21 protein-coding genes are annotated in these 15952 nt (G+C 58.4%); 12 read left to right on the forward strand and 9 right to left on the reverse strand.

Going from position 1 to position 15952, the window contains the following annotated elements:
- Positions 1–9: 9 nt before the first annotated feature.
- From ACWKV5_RS05380 to recX, 7 genes are all read left to right on the forward strand, one after another.
- The gene (locus tag ACWKV5_RS05380) at positions 10–417 is read left to right on the forward strand and encodes a gp53-like domain-containing protein (protein WP_483840842.1); all 408 of its coding nucleotides are present in this window, start codon (positions 10–12) and stop codon (positions 415–417) included.
- Positions 418–423: 6 nt separating this feature from the next.
- Complete coding sequence (locus tag ACWKV5_RS05385; protein WP_483840480.1) at positions 424–891, forward strand: phage tail assembly chaperone; 468 nt, start codon at positions 424–426, stop codon at positions 889–891.
- 119 nt (positions 892–1010) lie between these two features.
- The gene (locus ACWKV5_RS05390; RefSeq protein ID WP_483840481.1) at positions 1011–1568 is read left to right on the forward strand and encodes a glycoside hydrolase family 19 protein; all 558 of its coding nucleotides are present in this window, start codon (positions 1011–1013) and stop codon (positions 1566–1568) included.
- Positions 1556–2086 (forward strand): lysis system spanin subunit, encoded by a 531-nt coding sequence (locus ACWKV5_RS05395; RefSeq protein WP_483840482.1) that lies wholly within the window; start codon positions 1556–1558, stop codon positions 2084–2086. The genes ACWKV5_RS05390 and ACWKV5_RS05395 overlap by 13 nt, the downstream gene beginning before the upstream one ends.
- 73 nt (positions 2087–2159) lie before the next feature.
- A complete protein-coding gene (locus ACWKV5_RS05400) occupies positions 2160–2660 on the forward strand; it encodes a CinA family protein (RefSeq protein ID WP_483840483.1) in 501 nt (166 codons plus the stop codon).
- Between the two features lie 83 nt (positions 2661–2743).
- Positions 2744–3796 (forward strand): recombinase RecA, encoded by a 1053-nt coding sequence (gene recA, locus ACWKV5_RS05405; protein ID WP_007907270.1) that lies wholly within the window; start codon positions 2744–2746, stop codon positions 3794–3796.
- An 8-nt stretch (positions 3797–3804) separates the two neighbouring features.
- Positions 3805–4272 carry a recombination regulator RecX gene (gene recX / locus ACWKV5_RS05410; protein WP_027925005.1) on the forward strand — a complete coding sequence of 156 codons (468 nt, stop codon included), beginning with the start codon at positions 3805–3807 and terminating at the stop codon, positions 4270–4272.
- Positions 4273–4316: 44 nt separating this feature from the next.
- Here the strand turns inward: recX and ACWKV5_RS05415 are convergent, their stop codons facing one another.
- On the reverse strand, positions 4317–5435 hold the full coding sequence (locus ACWKV5_RS05415) for an LOG family protein (RefSeq protein WP_483840484.1): 1119 nt from the start codon (positions 5433–5435) through the stop codon (positions 4317–4319).
- 371 nt (positions 5436–5806) lie between these two features.
- Between ACWKV5_RS05415 and ACWKV5_RS05420 the strand changes: the two genes are divergently transcribed.
- Positions 5807–6001, forward strand: coding sequence for a hypothetical protein (locus tag ACWKV5_RS05420; RefSeq protein WP_483840485.1), 195 nt, complete (start codon positions 5807–5809; stop codon positions 5999–6001).
- On the opposite strand, the gene ACWKV5_RS05425 is transcribed toward ACWKV5_RS05420, so the two are convergent.
- Positions 6002–6427, reverse strand: coding sequence for a PA3611 family quorum-sensing-regulated virulence factor (locus tag ACWKV5_RS05425; protein WP_123433724.1), 426 nt, complete (start codon positions 6425–6427; stop codon positions 6002–6004).
- Positions 6428–6616: 189 nt separating this feature from the next.
- On the opposite strand from ACWKV5_RS05425, the gene ACWKV5_RS05430 reads away from it, so the two are divergent.
- The 3 genes from ACWKV5_RS05430 (at position 6617) to ACWKV5_RS05440 (ending at position 8660) form a co-directional block, all read left to right on the forward strand.
- Entirely contained in the window at positions 6617–7375 is a 759-nt protein-coding gene (locus ACWKV5_RS05430) for a tRNA-uridine aminocarboxypropyltransferase (protein ID WP_483840486.1), read from the forward strand.
- Positions 7376–7571: 196 nt separating this feature from the next.
- On the forward strand, positions 7572–8222 hold the full coding sequence (gene erdR / locus ACWKV5_RS05435) for a response regulator transcription factor ErdR (RefSeq protein ID WP_017336764.1): 651 nt from the start codon (positions 7572–7574) through the stop codon (positions 8220–8222).
- A gap of 75 nt (positions 8223–8297) precedes the next feature.
- Positions 8298–8660 (forward strand): diacylglycerol kinase, encoded by a 363-nt coding sequence (locus ACWKV5_RS05440; protein WP_008010143.1) that lies wholly within the window; start codon positions 8298–8300, stop codon positions 8658–8660.
- On the opposite strand, the gene ACWKV5_RS05445 is transcribed toward ACWKV5_RS05440, so the two are convergent.
- Complete coding sequence (locus ACWKV5_RS05445) at positions 8657–9583, reverse strand: LysR family transcriptional regulator (RefSeq protein ID WP_483840487.1); 927 nt, start codon at positions 9581–9583, stop codon at positions 8657–8659. The two genes, ACWKV5_RS05440 and ACWKV5_RS05445, sit on opposite strands and share 4 nt — an antisense overlap.
- A gap of 122 nt (positions 9584–9705) precedes the next feature.
- Here ACWKV5_RS05445 and fpr point away from each other — a divergent pair, with 122 nt between their 5' ends.
- The gene (fpr, locus tag ACWKV5_RS05450) at positions 9706–10485 is read left to right on the forward strand and encodes a ferredoxin-NADP reductase (RefSeq protein WP_007947184.1); all 780 of its coding nucleotides are present in this window, start codon (positions 9706–9708) and stop codon (positions 10483–10485) included.
- 122 nt (positions 10486–10607) lie between these two features.
- Here the strand turns inward: fpr and tsaA are convergent, their stop codons facing one another.
- The 6 genes from tsaA to rimO form a co-directional block, all read right to left on the reverse strand.
- A complete protein-coding gene (tsaA, locus tag ACWKV5_RS05455) occupies positions 10608–11306 on the reverse strand; it encodes a tRNA (N6-threonylcarbamoyladenosine(37)-N6)-methyltransferase TrmO (RefSeq protein ID WP_483840488.1) in 699 nt (232 codons plus the stop codon).
- Positions 11307–11458: 152 nt separating this feature from the next.
- Positions 11459–12229, reverse strand: coding sequence for an SDR family oxidoreductase (locus ACWKV5_RS05460; RefSeq protein ID WP_483840489.1), 771 nt, complete (start codon positions 12227–12229; stop codon positions 11459–11461).
- Between the two features lie 135 nt (positions 12230–12364).
- Complete coding sequence (locus ACWKV5_RS05465) at positions 12365–12835, reverse strand: YehS family protein (RefSeq protein ID WP_140666291.1); 471 nt, start codon at positions 12833–12835, stop codon at positions 12365–12367.
- A 76-nt stretch (positions 12836–12911) separates the two neighbouring features.
- Entirely contained in the window at positions 12912–13622 is a 711-nt protein-coding gene (locus ACWKV5_RS05470; RefSeq protein ID WP_483840490.1) for an rRNA pseudouridine synthase, read from the reverse strand.
- Between the two features lie 190 nt (positions 13623–13812).
- The gene (locus ACWKV5_RS05475; RefSeq protein ID WP_483840491.1) at positions 13813–14286 is read right to left on the reverse strand and encodes a GNAT family N-acetyltransferase; all 474 of its coding nucleotides are present in this window, start codon (positions 14284–14286) and stop codon (positions 13813–13815) included.
- A 112-nt stretch (positions 14287–14398) separates the two neighbouring features.
- Positions 14399–15736 (reverse strand): 30S ribosomal protein S12 methylthiotransferase RimO, encoded by a 1338-nt coding sequence (gene rimO, locus ACWKV5_RS05480; protein ID WP_483840492.1) that lies wholly within the window; start codon positions 15734–15736, stop codon positions 14399–14401.
- Positions 15737–15952: the final 216 nt, after the last annotated feature.

The raw sequence follows: 15952 nt of genomic DNA on the forward strand, positions 1-15952 counted from the left end.
TCTGATAAGGTGCCGGTCGCTGCTTCCGAATTGCTCTCGGGGGTCCTGAAAATAGCGACTCAGGCGCAAGTCAATATCGGAACTGATGACGCTACTGCGATAACGCCGAAGAAACTGAAGTCTGGCTTTATTCTGTCGACCAATTCAAATGGGCGTGTCGGGTATTTGGCATTTCCATCCTGGTTGGGAGGCTTCGTCATCCAGTGGGGGGTTGTCAACAGCTTGACGACTGATGTGATTACAACACTGCCTGTGAGCTTCAATAGCGCTTTTATGTCGGTCGTTGTTTGTAATGGCTATACCGCAGGATCTGGTTCTATTGGTTATGTGGCGGCTTCGCCTTATACCCAGGGTTCATTTGTCTCCCGAGGTTCCAGTCCGTCGCTAGGCGGAAATTTTATTGCGTTTGGGAATTAAGAAAACATGAAAATATATTGGAGCCGTTCAGCAAGAAGTTTCTTTGATTCACGAATCAACACGGTATTGCCACACGATGCCGTTGAAATCTCCAGCGAGCATCGCGACCAGTTGCTGGCAGGAGAACAGCGAAACTGCCGGATCGTGGCAGACGCTGATGGCCGACCAATGCTTGAAGAGTCTCCGTCTCGAGCATCTGAGCTCGCGGCAACCGTTGAACGGACATGGCGGGATGCCCGGCTTCTTGAGACAGACGGAATCGTCGCGCGTCATCGTGATCAGTTAGAGGCAGGCCACGAAACCACACTGTCAACGTCAGGGTATGAAGCATTGCAAGCCTATCGACTTGCTTTGCGAAACTGGCCGGCATCGCAAGGCTTTCCTGAAATGGCCAACCGGCCCGTTTTTATGGCCGAAGAACAAGCGCCACCTGCGAGAAAGAAGAGAGTCAGGAAGCCAGTCCCGTCAGTGTGAATAAGGCCTTGAGTGAAGAGCCTTGGGCTTCGCAGGTGTTGCGTGCCGCTCGCTCAAGGCACCGACCTAAAACTGCTCTCACTTGTTTGAGCTAAACAACAGTAAGTCGAGGACATCTCATGCCGCTGACTGAAGGGCAACTGCTGAAGATTTTCCCAAACGCCCGCCCTCAAGCGGGCGTTTTCATTACGGCTCTTAACAGCGCCATGATTCGATTCAACATCAACACCCCAAAACGCATCGCTGCCTTCCTCGCTCAAGTCGGCCATGAGTCCGGACAACTGCAATACGTACGTGAACTTGGTACCGACCAATATCTGAGCAAATACGACACCGGTGCCTTGGCTGCTCGCTTGGGCAATACACCCGCGCTAGACGGCGACGGCCAAAAGTATCGCGGCCGGGGCCTGATCCAGATCACCGGCCGCGACAACTACCGCCAATGCAGTCTTGGACTATTTGGTGACGATCGCTTGCTGTTTATTCCAGAGCTACTGGAAAAACCCCAATATGCCGCCGAATCAGCCGCCTGGTTCTGGGCGCAGAACGGCCTTAACGAACTTGCCGATCGCGACCAGTTCAACAGCATCACCCGACGCATCAATGGCGGGCTGAACGGCTTGCAGGATCGTCTGCAACTCTGGGCGCGGGCGAGGTCGGTGTTATGCCAGTCGTAGGTCTGATCTCTTGGCGGTTGATTGGCATCGTCGTGTTGATGGGCACTTCGGCGGCGTTGGCTTGGCATTTTCAGGACTGGCGTTATGGCCGGCAACTGGCGGAACAGGCCCGTTTGCACGCCGAAGCGCTGAACCGGCTGACCCAGGCCACCGCGACGCAACAACAGGCCGTGCAAGACCAGCGCCAGGCCTTGGAGCAACGACTCTTTACAAGCGAGCAAATCCATTACCGAGCGCTTAGCGATGCCCAACGTGATCAAGGTCGCCTGCGCGATCGTCTTGCCACTACTGATGTGCGCCTGTCAGTCCTCCTCGACGCCCATGACGCTGCCTTCCGCTGCACAGTGCCAGCCACCTCCAGCGCCGGCGGCGTGGATCATGGCGCCGTACGTGCCCGACTTGACCCGGCGCATGCTCAACGAATTGTCGCCATCACCGACACCGGGGACCGTGGACTGATTGCCTTGCAGGCTTGTCAGGCCTATATCAGAGCCCTTGCGCCCTCACATTTTGATTGATCCTGCGCCTTGCAAGCGCGATACGCTCGTGTACGGTAGTTCTCATTCGCTTCCGCTCGCTCAGGAGATGACCGTGAAAGAAATCACCCAACTGGCCGCTGAACTGGGCCGACGCTTGCAGGTGCTCAACGCCCATGTCACGGCCGCCGAGTCCTGCACGGGCGGGGGGATCAGCGAGGCGATCACGCGTATTCCTGGGAGTTCGGCGTGGTTCGAGGCTGGCTATGTCACCTACTCCAACCGACAGAAAACCCAGCAACTGAACGTGCCGGTCGAGTTGTTTTCGACGGTGGGGGCGGTCAGTCGCGAGGTGGTCGAGGCAATGGTCCGCGGCGCCCAGGAACAGAGCCGGGCGCATTTTGCCGTGGCGGTCAGCGGCGTGGCGGGGCCGGATGGCGGCTCTGCGAGCAAGCCGGTGGGCACGGTCTGGCTGGCCTGGGGCGTCGGTGAGCAGGTGTTCAGCGAGGTGCAGCACTTCCCTGGCAACCGCGATGAAGTCCGCCGACAAACGGTGAAGGCCGCGCTAGAGGGGCTGCTGCGACATGCCGCCACAGAAATCTCAAATCAGGGGTAGGCGATCCTGAATCGCTGTGGAATAATACTGGCTACTTATACAGGTGTTGGCCGTCAGGCCTTATTGATTACGTGAGGACTTTAATGGACGACAACAAGAAGAAAGCCTTGGCTGCGGCCCTGGGTCAGATCGAACGTCAATTCGGCAAGGGTGCCGTAATGCGTATGGGCGATCAGGACCGTCAGGCGATCCCGGCTATTTCCACTGGCTCTCTGGGTCTGGACATCGCGCTCGGCATTGGCGGCCTGCCAAAAGGCCGTATCGTTGAAATCTACGGTCCTGAATCTTCCGGTAAAACCACACTGACACTGTCCGTGATCGCCCAGGCTCAAAAAGCCGGTGCGACCTGCGCATTCGTCGATGCCGAACACGCCCTTGATCCTGAGTATGCCGGCAAACTGGGCGTCAACGTCGACGACCTGCTGGTTTCGCAGCCGGACACCGGTGAGCAAGCCCTGGAAATCACCGACATGCTGGTGCGTTCCAACGCCGTTGACGTGATCATCGTCGACTCCGTGGCCGCTCTGGTGCCAAAGGCAGAAATCGAAGGCGAAATGGGCGACATGCACGTCGGCCTGCAAGCCCGTCTGATGTCCCAGGCACTGCGTAAAATCACCGGTAACATCAAGAACGCCAACTGCCTGGTGATCTTCATCAACCAGATCCGTATGAAAATCGGCGTGATGTTCGGCAGCCCGGAAACCACCACCGGTGGTAACGCGCTGAAGTTCTACGCTTCGGTTCGTCTGGACATCCGTCGTACTGGCGCGGTGAAAGAAGGTGATGAAGTCGTCGGCAGTGAAACCCGCGTCAAAGTCGTGAAGAACAAAGTGGCTTCGCCGTTCCGTCAGGCCGAGTTCCAGATTCTTTACGGCAAAGGCATCTATCTCAATGGCGAGATGATCGACCTGGGCGTGCTGCACGGTTTCGTCGAGAAGTCCGGTGCCTGGTATGCCTATGAAGGCACCAAGATCGGTCAGGGCAAGGCCAACTCGGCCAAGTTCCTGGCAGACAATCCGGAAATCGCCGCCAAGCTTGAGAAGCAGCTGCGTGACAAGTTGCTGACCCCGGCTCCGGACGTCAAAGCATCGCCAGTCAAAGAGACGGCTGATGACCTGGCTGACGCTGATATCTGATTGATCCGATGACCGCCGTACTCGATACACTCGTCGCGGTGCGGCGAACCGCAATGGACCTGCTCGCACGACGCGAGCACGGTCGAGTCGAGCTGACGCGTAAACTGCGTCAGCGCGGCGCCCTCCCAGAGATGATCGACACAGCACTCGACCGTTTGACGGAAGAGGGCTTGCTGTCCGAATCCCGTTACCTCGAAAGCTTTGTTTCCTACCGCGCTCGTTCCGGTTACGGCCCTTTGCGTATTCGCGAGGAGCTGGGTCAGCGCGGCCTGCAACGTGCCGATATCGAACTCGCGTTACGTGAGAGCGGCATCAACTGGCAGGAGCAGTTGGAGGATACCTGGCGGCGTAAATTTTCCGGGCATCTGCCGATAGACGCTCGGGAGCGTGCCAAGCAAGGGCGCTTCCTGAGTTATCGGGGATACTCCATGGAGATGATCAGCCGCTTGTTCAGTGGCCGGGGAATGGATGATTGATAAAAAATGGCCCGCTATTTCGATAGCGGGCCATTTTTTTTGCCTCACGTTACCTTCGAGGGTTTGCGCGTGCGCTGTTGCAGTTGGGGCTTGGACTGCGCCCAGTTTTCCGGCAGGTTGATGTAGTCCACCAGTTCACGCAGACGACCATGATCACGCGCGTTGAAGTTGAAGGCCAGTCGCGCCAGGTGGCTGAACTGTGCTTCATCGTGCTCTTCGCCGCTGTAGGCGTGCTGATGGAAACGATCGCTCAGGCACAGGTCGGCAAATGCCTCCTGCATGTGATCGAGCGCTTGCTCACTGAGGGTGTGGTTCATGCGAATCACAAACTGATGCTTGAGCCAGCGGCTGGAGTGGAAGTTGCTGTAGAACTGGTTGATCTGTTCCACCGCTTCTTCAGCACTGTAGACCAGGCTCACGAGCTTCATGTCGGTCGGCAGGATGTAGCGGTTTTCCTCCAGTTGATGGTGGATGAAGTCCAGCGCGCCTTGCCAGAACTTGCCGCCCGGCGCGTCCAGTAATACCACCGGCACCAATGGGCTTTTGCCGGTCTGAATCAGTGTCAGTACTTCCAGCGCCTCGTCCAGGGTGCCGAAACCGCCTGGGCACAGGACCAGCGCATCAGCTTCTTTGACGAAGAACAGCTTGCGGGTGAAAAAGAAGTGGAAGGGCAGCAGGTTGGCGCTGCCCTGCATGGTGGGGTTGGCATGTTGTTCGAAGGGCAGGGTGATGTTGAAACCCAGGCTATGTTCCCGGCCGGCACCTTCGTGCGCCGCCGCCATGATGCCGCCGCCAGCGCCGGTGATGACCATCAGGTCCGAGCGCGCCAGCGCGGCGCCCAGTTCTCGGGCGAGACCATACAGCGGGTGTTCGATGGGTGTTCGGGCCGAGCCAAACACGGTGACTTTACGCCGGCCGCGGAACTGCTCGAGTACACGGAAGGCGTGCTCCAGTTCGCGCAGGGCTTGAAGGGTGATCTTGGCATTCCAGCGGTTGTGATCTTCCTGGGCCATGCGCAGCACGGTCAGAATCATGTCACGGTAGATGGGGATGTTGGGGCTGTTAGGTGAAACCAGGTTGAGCTGTTCTTCGACCTTGCTGGTGAGGTCGTGGCCGCTTTCTTCAAAATGACGGCTTAGCAGGTCATTCGGTTGGTAAGGCATCAATTTCTCCTTCCATACAGGCTGTGTTTTCCCTTGAAGCAGGAAACATTCGCACAATTGGTACAACAAGACGCGTCGCGGGCGGCCCCTTTCCAGCCCGGAAAAGTGAGTGGGAACACTATGAATCTAGACCCTCGCAGAGATTTACGCTGACTTGATCATTGCGCCGCAAAGTCTTTCCTGGCAACCGCTTATTGACGATTTGCAAGGTGATTTCACCGCTCGTCTGAACGCACGCCGAGTGTCTGGCGCTCTGATTTACTAAGCTACAGGTGCGACACGACAACTTTGCGTCAAAGGCAGGACGCGCGGTTCAAAGAGTTGAAGGATTTTTCGCTCAAGCAGGGCGAGGAGCAAGGAGGCGGGATGTTATGGCCAGAGTGATTCTGGAGATCGATACGCAACTGTATCGATTGCTCAAGTCATCAGCCGAGACCCATCACGTGAGTCTCGAAGAGGAGTGCTGCCGACGCCTGGAGGGAACTGAGCGACGGTCACATTACTTGCAGGCGTTGCTGGCGGAACTGCGCGCCGAGGATGAACAGCGGCGCGCCAAATCCGGGTGATTACTTTTTCTTGGCTGGAGCCGCTTTCGGGCAGTCCGATTCCTGATAGCTGGCGGAGCCGATCGCCTTGTTGGTTTTCACTTCCGTGAAGTCGTAACGCATGATCGCGCCCTTGGCCATCAGCTTGCGGTACGACGGGTTGTTGCACACCGAGGCACCCAACTGGAAATACACGGCTTTAGGGTCCGCACGCATCTTGTCGGCGTGACTCTTTTGCACGCTCAGGTGGTTGATCAGTTGCTTGCCGTCGACGGTGTAACCCTGATCGAGAATATCTTCGTTGATTGCCCGTGGCGTGCCGACGCTGCTTTGGGCTGCGACGTTTTGCAGTTCTCTGTTGAGATTCTGCTCACTCAAGGACGCAGCCTGAGCGCTGAAGGACGACGCCAGCAGAATGGCAGCGGTGGGAACGATAAGGCGCAGCATGAAACTCTCCTGGTTCAGTGACTGGTGCTTCGACCCGTCACATGACTGTGCGTTCAGTGGCGGCGAATTATAGGGGACGCGCTCCGGACGGTACAGGCTTGCGCCGGCTGCTCTGATAAACTGGCGGCACTTTTTGCCCTGCCGAGTGCTTTTTGTGTCGATTTCCTCCTTCTGCCGGCGCTGCCTGCGATGAACCCTGCCATTCCGCCCTTTGCTGCCAACGCCGTGGCCCGCTTGCGCGATTCTCGAGAAGAAGAGGGGATCAAGCCGATTCAGGCCCGAGGCTGGAGGGCGCCGCGTTGCCGTTCCTGCCGCGTCATCGAGAGTCATTGCCTGTGCGCCTGGCGTCCGCAAGTCGAGGCGCGCTCCGGCGTGTGCCTGATCATGACCAACAAGGAAGTGTTCAAGCCGAGCAACACCGGTTGGCTGATTGCCGATGTGGTACGCGATAACCATGCGTTTATCTGGTCGCGCACCGAGGTTGATGAACAATTGTTGGCGTTGCTGGCCGACCCGCAGTGGCAGCCGTATCTGGTGTTTCCGGGGGAATACGTCGAACCTGAACGTGTCACCAACAGCGTCGACACGGACAGTTCGAAGCGTCCGCTGTTTATTCTGCTGGACGCCACCTGGACTGAAGCCCGGAAGATTTTCCGCAAAAGCCCTTACTTTGATCGCTTGCCGATCTTGAGCCTGCTGCCCGAAAAGCTGTCTCGATACCGATTGCGCAGGTCGACCCGCAGCGAGCATTTATGCACCGCCGAAGTGGCTGCACTGTGCCTCGATCTGGCGGGGGATACCGCCGCAGCATCGGCGCTAGACGCTTATTTCGACGTGTTCAGCCAGCATTACCTGGACGCAAAACGGCAACTGGACATGAACGTCGCCACGCCCGCTCATGCCGAACTGATGCCCTTCGTGCAAAGCTCGGCCCCAGTCATCTGCTGATTGTCGCCCATACTGCAAAGAACTGTACTGCCCATGCACCTTGACCACCCAGTCTTCGCTGGGCATGCTTGGCGCCGATTGGGGCGCGGCCAGGTTTGATACGCCGTTTTCAGCTGTTATTGGCGTTGAACGTGCCCCATTGGTGCAGCTCCGTGGCTGTGCCTTGAGTCGTTTGAAAAACAGGATCATTTGAAAAATGGCCACATACGAAATCCTGATTGCCGATGATCACCCGCTGTTTCGTAGCGCGCTGCATCAGGCCTTGACCCTGGGCCTGGGCCCGGATGTTCGTCTGGTGGAAGTGGCGAGCATTGCCGAGCTGGAAACCCGCCTGGATGAAAAATCCGATTGGGATCTGGTGTTGCTGGACCTGAACATGCCCGGTGCCTACGGTTTTTCCGGGCTCGTGCTGTTGCGCGGTCAGTACCCGCAAATTCCGGTGGTGATGGTGTCCGCACAGGAAGAAGCGTCGATCATGGTCAAGTCCCGTGAATTCGGCGCCAGTGGGTTCATTCCCAAATCCAGCGACCTGAGCGTGATCCAGAAAGCTGTCCGTGCGGTACTGGACGGCGACGTATTCTGGCCGCCGCAAGCGTTTGAAGCGGTCAGCGTTTCCGACGAAGCCAAGGCCGCCAGCGAAGGCCTCGCGAGCCTGACACCCCAGCAATTCCGGGTGTTGACCATGGTCTGCGAAGGCCTGCTGAACAAACAGATTGCTTACGAGCTGAGTGTCTCCGAAGCTACGATCAAAGCCCATGTCACGGCGATTTTCCGCAAGCTGAATGTGCGGACCCGGACGCAGGCTGCGTTGCTCTTGCAACAACTTGAGTCAATTTCGAGCCACTAAAAGGCGCCATGTTCACGCTATTTTGACTTTGCATGATCTAGCGTTCCCATTCCTATCTGGTCAGTTGCCCACTCTATGTCACCTTTCAAAGGCCAAACCGGCCTCAAGCGTATCCTCAATGCCTCCGGTTATTCGCTGGATGGCCTGCGCGCAGCCTTCACCGGTGAAGCGGCTTTTCGCCAACTGGTGTTGCTCAACGTCATCCTGATCCCGCTGTCGTTCTTCTTGAACGTCAGCCGTGTCGAGCAGGCGCTGCTGATCGCCGTCTGCCTGTTGGCGCTGATCGTCGAGTTGCTGAATTCGGCGGTAGAAGCGGCCATCGACCGCATTTCCCTGGAATTGCACCCGCTGTCCAAGAACGCCAAGGACATGGGCAGCGCGGCTCAATTCGTGGCGCTGAGCATGATCGCGCTGGTCTGGGCAGTGATTCTGCTTTAAGCGATATTCGGCAGAACGATCTCGTCGCTGCGCTGAACCCCTGCGGTGAAAGCGCGGCACAGATCGAGGAACTCGCGCATCGCCGACGTCTGATATTTCTGTTTGTGCCAGATGAAGTAGAACTGCCGCGCCAGGTCCAGGTCCGGTGTCTCCACCGGCACCAGGCTGCCGCGGCGGAACGCATCGCGCAGTGCCAGCCGTGAAATGCACCCAATCCCCAATCCCGATTCCACCGCGCGCTTGATCGCTTCGGTGTGTTCCAGTTCGAGCCGGATATTCAGCGAGCTGCGGTGGTGACGCATGGCCTGGTCGAAAGTCAGCCGCGTGCCAGAGCCCTGTTCGCGCAATATCCACGCCTCGTGACTAAGCTCCTCCATGGTCGCAGTGCCGCGTTTGGCCAATGGATGCTGCGGTGCGCAAAACACCACCAGCTCATCTTCGACCCAACTCTGCACTTCGATGTCCGGATGACTGCAGTCGCCTTCGATTAGACCCAGATCAATTTCGTAGTGGGCGACTTGTTGCACGATATTGGCAGTGTTCTGCACGTGCAGCTTCACCTGGCTTTCCGGGTGGCGCTGCATGAAGCTGCCGATCAGCAGGGTGGCCAGGTAATTGCCGATGGTCAGGGTCGCGCCGACCGCCAATGAGCCGAAACCGGACTTGCCGTTGAGCAGGTCTTCGATTTCCTTGGACTGATCGAGCAGGGCCACGGCTTGGGGCAGCAGCTGTTTACCGAGAGCGTTAAGGCTCAGCCGTTTGCCGGCGCGGTCGAACAGCTGGCAGCTGGACTGGCGCTCCAGTTCGGTGATCGAGGTGCTCGCCGCCGATTGCGAAAGGTTGAGCAGGCCCGCAGCACGGGATACGCTTTCCTGCTGGGCGACGGCGACGAATACTTGAAGTTGACGGAGAGTAAATCGCATATCGATATAACCGATAACCCTTATCTTAATAATCCATTTAACAGATATTGTCTCTGCCTTTAGAATGCGATGCAATTGCGCACATCATCGGCGTAGGCAAAATCTCCAGGAGTCCCACGTACATGAGCAACATGAACCACGAGCGTGTCCTCAGTGTTCATCACTGGAACGACACTCTGTTCAGCTTCAAGTGCACCCGCGATCCGGGCCTGCGCTTCGAGAACGGTCAGTTCGTGATGATCGGCCTGCAACAGCCCAACGGCCGCCCGCTTATGCGCGCTTACTCGATTGCCAGCCCGAACTGGGAAGAGCATCTCGAGTTCTTCAGCATCAAGGTGCCTGATGGCCCGCTGACTTCCCAGTTGCAGCATCTGAAGGAAGGCGACGAGATCATCATCAGCAAAAAGCCTACCGGCACCCTGGTGCTGGATGACTTGAAGCCTGGCAAACACTTGTACCTGCTCAGCACCGGTACCGGTCTGGCGCCGTTCATGAGCGTCATCCAGGACCCGGAAACCTACGAGCGTTTCGAAAAAGTGATCCTGTGCCACGGCGTACGTTACGTCAACGAAGTCGCTTATCGCGAGTTCATCACCGAACACCTGCCGCAGAACGAGTTCTTCGGTGAGTCCCTGCGTGACAAGTTGATCTACTACCCGACCGTGACCCGCGAGCCGTTCGAGAACGAAGGTCGCCTGACCGACCTGATGCGCAGTGGCAAGCTGTTCAGCGACATCGGTCTGCCACCGATCAACCCGCAGGACGACCGCGCCATGCTGTGCGGCAGCCCGAGCATGCTCGACGAGACCAGCGAAGTGCTGAACAGCTTCGGCCTGAAAGTGTCGCCGCGGATGCGCGAGCCGGGTGATTACCTGATCGAGCGAGCGTTCGTCGAGAAGTAAGCAAACGCTCTGCTTCCCTGTGGGAGCGAGCCTGCTCGCGAAGGCCGTGTGACAGTCAACTTATATGTCGACTGACACGCCGCCTTCGCGAGCAGGCTCGCTCCCACAGTTGTTTCTGGTGTTCAGGCCTTTGCGGGGATGACTTCGAGAACGCGGATAACCCCTGCCTCGGGATAATGCCAGCGTACGTCCAGGTCCCAGAACTGCGCGCCATATTCCCGCTCGGGTGTAGGAATCTGGTACGCCGGGCGTGGGTCTTGTGCCAGACATTGCTCGATCAACGCCACTAATGGCTCTTCAAGGCGCTGAGCATGGCCATGAGCCTGTTGCAGCGCGGCATCCGTCCACTGCACGGGAATCAGCTGCGGCGCGGCGCTGGCGATGCTGTTGGAGGCGCTGTCGATGATGTCGGCGTAAGGCACGTAGGGTTTGATGTCGAGAATCGGCGTGCCGTCGAGCAAGTCGATCCCGGATATCCACAGGCGATTGGCCTCGACCTTGTCCAGCTTGACCACGGATTGACCGATGCCATTGGGCCGATGCGTGGCGCGGGTGGCAAATACCCCCATGGATTTGTTGCCGCCGAGGCGAGGCGGGCGGACCTTCAAGCGCGGTTTTTCTTCCAGGGCCTGATGGAACAGGAACAGCAGCCAGACGTGACTGACCTGTTCCAGGCCTTGCACCGCATCGCCCTGATCGAACGGCGCAACCAATTCCAGAACTCCGCGAGCGGCCGGGGCCAGTTGCGGTTGGCGCGGGATGGCGAACTTCTCCTTGAAGCAGGAACGCACGAAGCCGATGGGGGAAACGCTGTAGGTCATGGTCTGGGTCGGAGCGGGGAGAGGGTGGGCATGATAACCCGATCGTCCCTGGATCTGTGGCGGCTATAAGGGCTTCTTCGCGAGCAGGCTCGCACACAGTTGGAAGTGCATTCCCCTGTGGGAGCGAGGCTCGCGAAGGCCGCACCGCCGATCTAAAGACTAAACCCACCATCCAAAGGAATAATATTCCCGGTCATATACGCCCCCGCCGTACTCGCCAGGCTGATCGCCAGCGCCGCCATCTCTTCCTCCCGGCCCCAACGCTTCATCGGAATCAGCGCCGTATCCTTCGCCAGCGCCTGTTCATCATTGCCGATGTGCTGGGTCATCTTGCTCGGGAAACGCCCCGGCGCAATCACATTGACGTTGATGTGCTGGCTCACCAGCTCTCGTGCCAGAATCCGCGACAATTGGTGCAGGGCCGCTTTACTCGGCCCGTAGGCATACGCCTGCTCGCCAAAGGACGAAATACCGGCCACCGAGCCAATGTTGATGATCCGCGCCGGATTGGCTTCGGAGCCGGCTTTGCGCAGCAACGGCAAAAACTGCTGAATGCAGTTGAACACCGACGTCACGTTGAGCTGCATGACCTTTTCCCAGCCCTTGACCGGATAGCTTTCCAGCGGTGCGCCCCAGGTGGTGCCGGCGTTGTTCACCAGAATATCCAGATGAGTGATCTGCTCGCCCAGACGCGTCGCCAGTTGAAGCACGCCTTCTTCGGTGGCCAGGTTGGCCGCCACACCATGGCAGCGCCCGAATGCACTCAACTCGTCAGCCGTTTGCTGGCAGGCTTCAGCATCCCGGGCACAGACGTACACAGTCGCGCCGGCTTCGACATAAGCCTTGGCGATCATTTTGCCGATACCACGGGTGCCGCCGGTCACCAGTGCGGTGCGGCCTTGCAGGGAAAAGTACGGGTGCATGGCGAATCCTGAGAGCTAAGGGTCAATACACCCTAGTCGTCAGCCGCCATCAGCGGAGCCACTATTTTTGCGAGGAATGAGGGGCCATACAGCCTGGCCTTGAGCCGCACAGTGCGACTCAAGGCTGGCAGGCGCTTACTGCGGGCGAACGCGCAGGGTCAGGCCTTTGAGGAAGTTGCGCAGCAACTGGTCGCCGCAGGTGCGGTAGTTGGTGTGGCCGAACTTGCGGAACAGTGCGCTCAGCTCAGGCTTGGATACCGGGAACTCGGCAGCCTTGAGGATTGCGTGCATGTCGTCTTCTTTCAGTTCGAAGGCCACGCGCAGCTTCTTCAGGATGATGTTGTTGGTCACCGGGATCTCGATCGGCTGCGGAGGACGGCTTTCGTCCTTGCCGCGCTTGAAGATCACCAGGCCATCAAGGAAGTGCGCCATGACTTCATCCGGGCAGCGGACGAAACCTTCTTCGTCTTCTTCTTTCTTGTCGAGGTACGTCAGCAGGTCTTCCATGGACACGTCCATGCCGCCGAGCTTGATGATCTCGATGACTTTCTTGTCGCTGATGTCCAGCATGTAGCGAACGCTGCGCAATACGTCGTTATGAATCATGGTGTGCAATCCTGATATTCAGCAGTGGGCGCCGCAGCAAACAGCGGCGCCGGAATGTGTGGCGGCGGGAGAAGCCTTAAAACTTCTCTTTGCCGGACAGGTAGCGCCATTGTCCCAGCGGCACTTTGCCGATGGACACGCCGCCGATGCGGATACGGCGGATGGCGACGACCTTCAGGCCGACGGCCTGGCAAAACAGGGCGATCACGCCCGGTTGCGGGTTCTTCATCGCAAAGCGCAGGCGGTTTTCGTTCTGCCAGCTGGCCTTGACCGCCGGCAGTTCCTTGCCCTTGTACGTCAGTCCGTGGTTCAGGCGGTTGAGGCCGTGAGCCACCATGTCGCCTTCAACCTCGACCACATACTCCTGCTCGATCTTGCTGGCATCGGCAGTGAGTTTGCGCAGGATCTTCCAGTCCTGGGTGAACACCAGCAAACCGCTGGCGTTGGCCTGCAGGTCGGTGCTGGCGGTCAGGCGCAGGAAATGGCCCTTGAGCGCACGTTTGCTGAAGCGATGTTCTTCGCTCAGGGTCTCGGCGCTCAGGGTGGCCATGGCGGTGTCCGCGTCCATGCCCACGGGCACGTTCAACAGGATAGTCACCGGCTCTGGCGCAGTGGCTTTGGCCTCGGGGTCGAGTTCGACTTTTTGCGTGCCGACCTTGAATTGCGGCTCGTCGATGACTTCACCGTCCACGGTCACCCAGCCGCCCTCGATGAACAGCTCAGCCTCCCGACGGGAACAGCCGACGAGTTCGATGAGGCGTTTGGAGAGACGAATCGGGTCAGTCATGACAGGGCCGTAACAAAAAAGGGGTGGGCATTGTACCTGCGTGGCGCCGGTTAATCGCGGGTCCATTTGCAAGGTATGTCTTTTTGTGGGAACGAGCCTGCTCGCGAAAGCGGTAGATCAGTCAATTTATCTGTTGATCGACAGCCCGCATTCGCGAGCAGGCTCGCTCCCACACGTGTTCCGCGTTGTGTCAGGCATGCCGCGAATGCTGCTGACTTTGGCGCAAACGCATGTGCAACAGCGGATAAGGCTGGCCCATGCCGTCAAACTCGGAGCGGCCAATCACTTCGAAGCCTTGTTTGAAGTAGAAACCCAGCGCTTGCGGGTTCTGTTCGTTGACGTCCAGTTCGTCGGCATTCATGTGCTCCATGGCATAGCGTAGCAACTGTTTGCCCAGGCCCTGGCCGCGGTGGGCCGGATCGATGAAGAGCATTTCGATCTTGCCGGCGGCGACCCCGGCGAATCCGGTGATGCGCTGGCGTGGGTCTTTGGTGCAGATCAGCATCACGGCATCCAGGTAGCGCGTCAGCACCAGGTCCTTGAGCAGCAGGATGTAACTGTTCGGCAGAAAATCGTGGGTGGCGCGCACCGAGTCTTCCCAGACTCGGGTGAGTTCTTCGTAGTCACTGTGTTTCGGGGTGTGGATGACCGAATGATGGCGCATGGCCGGATGCCCTATGTGCAGTGGAATTTGCGAGTCCTTTCTCCCACAAAACGATAGACGTAAAAAAGCCCCGCATCTCGTCAAGAGAGCAGGGCTTTTCGTATTTTTGCGTTTAGATCTGTTCAGCCCACAGGTCGTATTCGTCGGCGTCGGTCACTTTGCACCAGACTTTGTCGCCCGGCTTCAAGTTGCTGCCGTTGTCGATGAACACGTTACCGTCGATTTCCGGGGCATCGAAGAAGCAACGGCCAACCGCGCCTTGCTCGTCGACTTCGTCCACCAGCACTTCGATTTCACGGCCGATGCGCAGTTGCAGGCGCGCCGAGCTGATCGCTTGCTGGTGCGCCATGAAGCGGTCCCAACGGTCTTGCTTGACGTCATCCGGCACGATGGCCGCGTCCAGCAGGTTGGCCGGTGCGCCTTCGACAGGCGAGTACTGGAAGCAGCCAACGCGGTCGAGTTGGGCTTCGGTCAGCCAGTCCAGCAGGTACTGGAAGTCTTCTTCGGTTTCGCCGGGGAAGCCGACGATGAAGGTCGAACGGATGATCAGGTCCGGGCAGATCTCGCGCCAGTTCTTGATGCGCGCCAGGGTCTTGTCTTCGAAGGCCGGGCGTTTCATGGCTTTCAGGACTTTCGGGCTGGCGTGCTGGAACGGGATGTCCAGGTACGGCAGGATCTTGCCAGCGGCCATCAACGGGATCAGCTCGTCGACGTGCGGGTATGGGTAAACGTAGTGCAGGCGAACCCAGACGCCGAGGGTGTTGAGGGCTTCGCAGAGTTCGGTCATGCGGGTTTTCACCGGCGCGCCGTTCCAGAAACCGGTGCGGTATTTCACATCAACGCCGTAAGCGCTGGTGTCTTGGGAAATTACCAGCAGCTCTTTGACGCCGGCCTTGACCAGGCGCTGGGCCTCGTCGAGCACGTCACCGACCGGACGGCTGACCAGTTTGCCGCGCATCGACGGGATGATGCAGAAGCTGCAGCTGTGGTTGCAGCCTTCGGAAATCTTCAGGTAGGCGTAGTGACGCGGGGTCAGCTTGATGCCTTGTGGCGGCACCAGGTCGATCAGCGGGTTGTGATCCTGACGCGGCGGCACGGCGTCATGCACGGCGTTGACCACTTGCTCGTACTGCTGCGGACCGGTCACGGCCAGCACGCTTGGGTGCACCTTGCGAATGTTGCCTTCTTCGACGCCCATGCAGCCGGTCACGATGACCTTGCCGTTTTCCTTGATGGCTTCGCCGATCACTTCCAGCGATTCAGCCTTGGCCGAATCGATGAAACCGCAGGTGTTGACCACCACGACATCGGCGTCCTCGTAAGTGGACACGACGTCATAGCCTTCCATACGCAGCTGGGTAAGGATGCGCTCGGAGTCGACCAGTGCTTTGGGGCAACCCAGGGATACGAAGCCAACTTTTGGATTGGCCGGCGCAGGAGTGGTGGACATGTCTAACCTCGGTATTTGTGACGCCTCCAGCCGAGTCGGCAAGGCGACAAACGGGCGCTTTGCTGCGCCTCTGATCAAAAAGTGCGCAATTCTAGCGATGAGTCGTTCACTTGACCAGCTTTATGCAGGGAAATACGACGAGTGCTGCGCTATGCTTCGCGCCGTTAGGCTTTACCGAATTTTTACAGTCAACAAATCGTCTGTAACCTGAAGTAA

The organism is Pseudomonas oplopanacis (genome assembly GCF_057128725.1).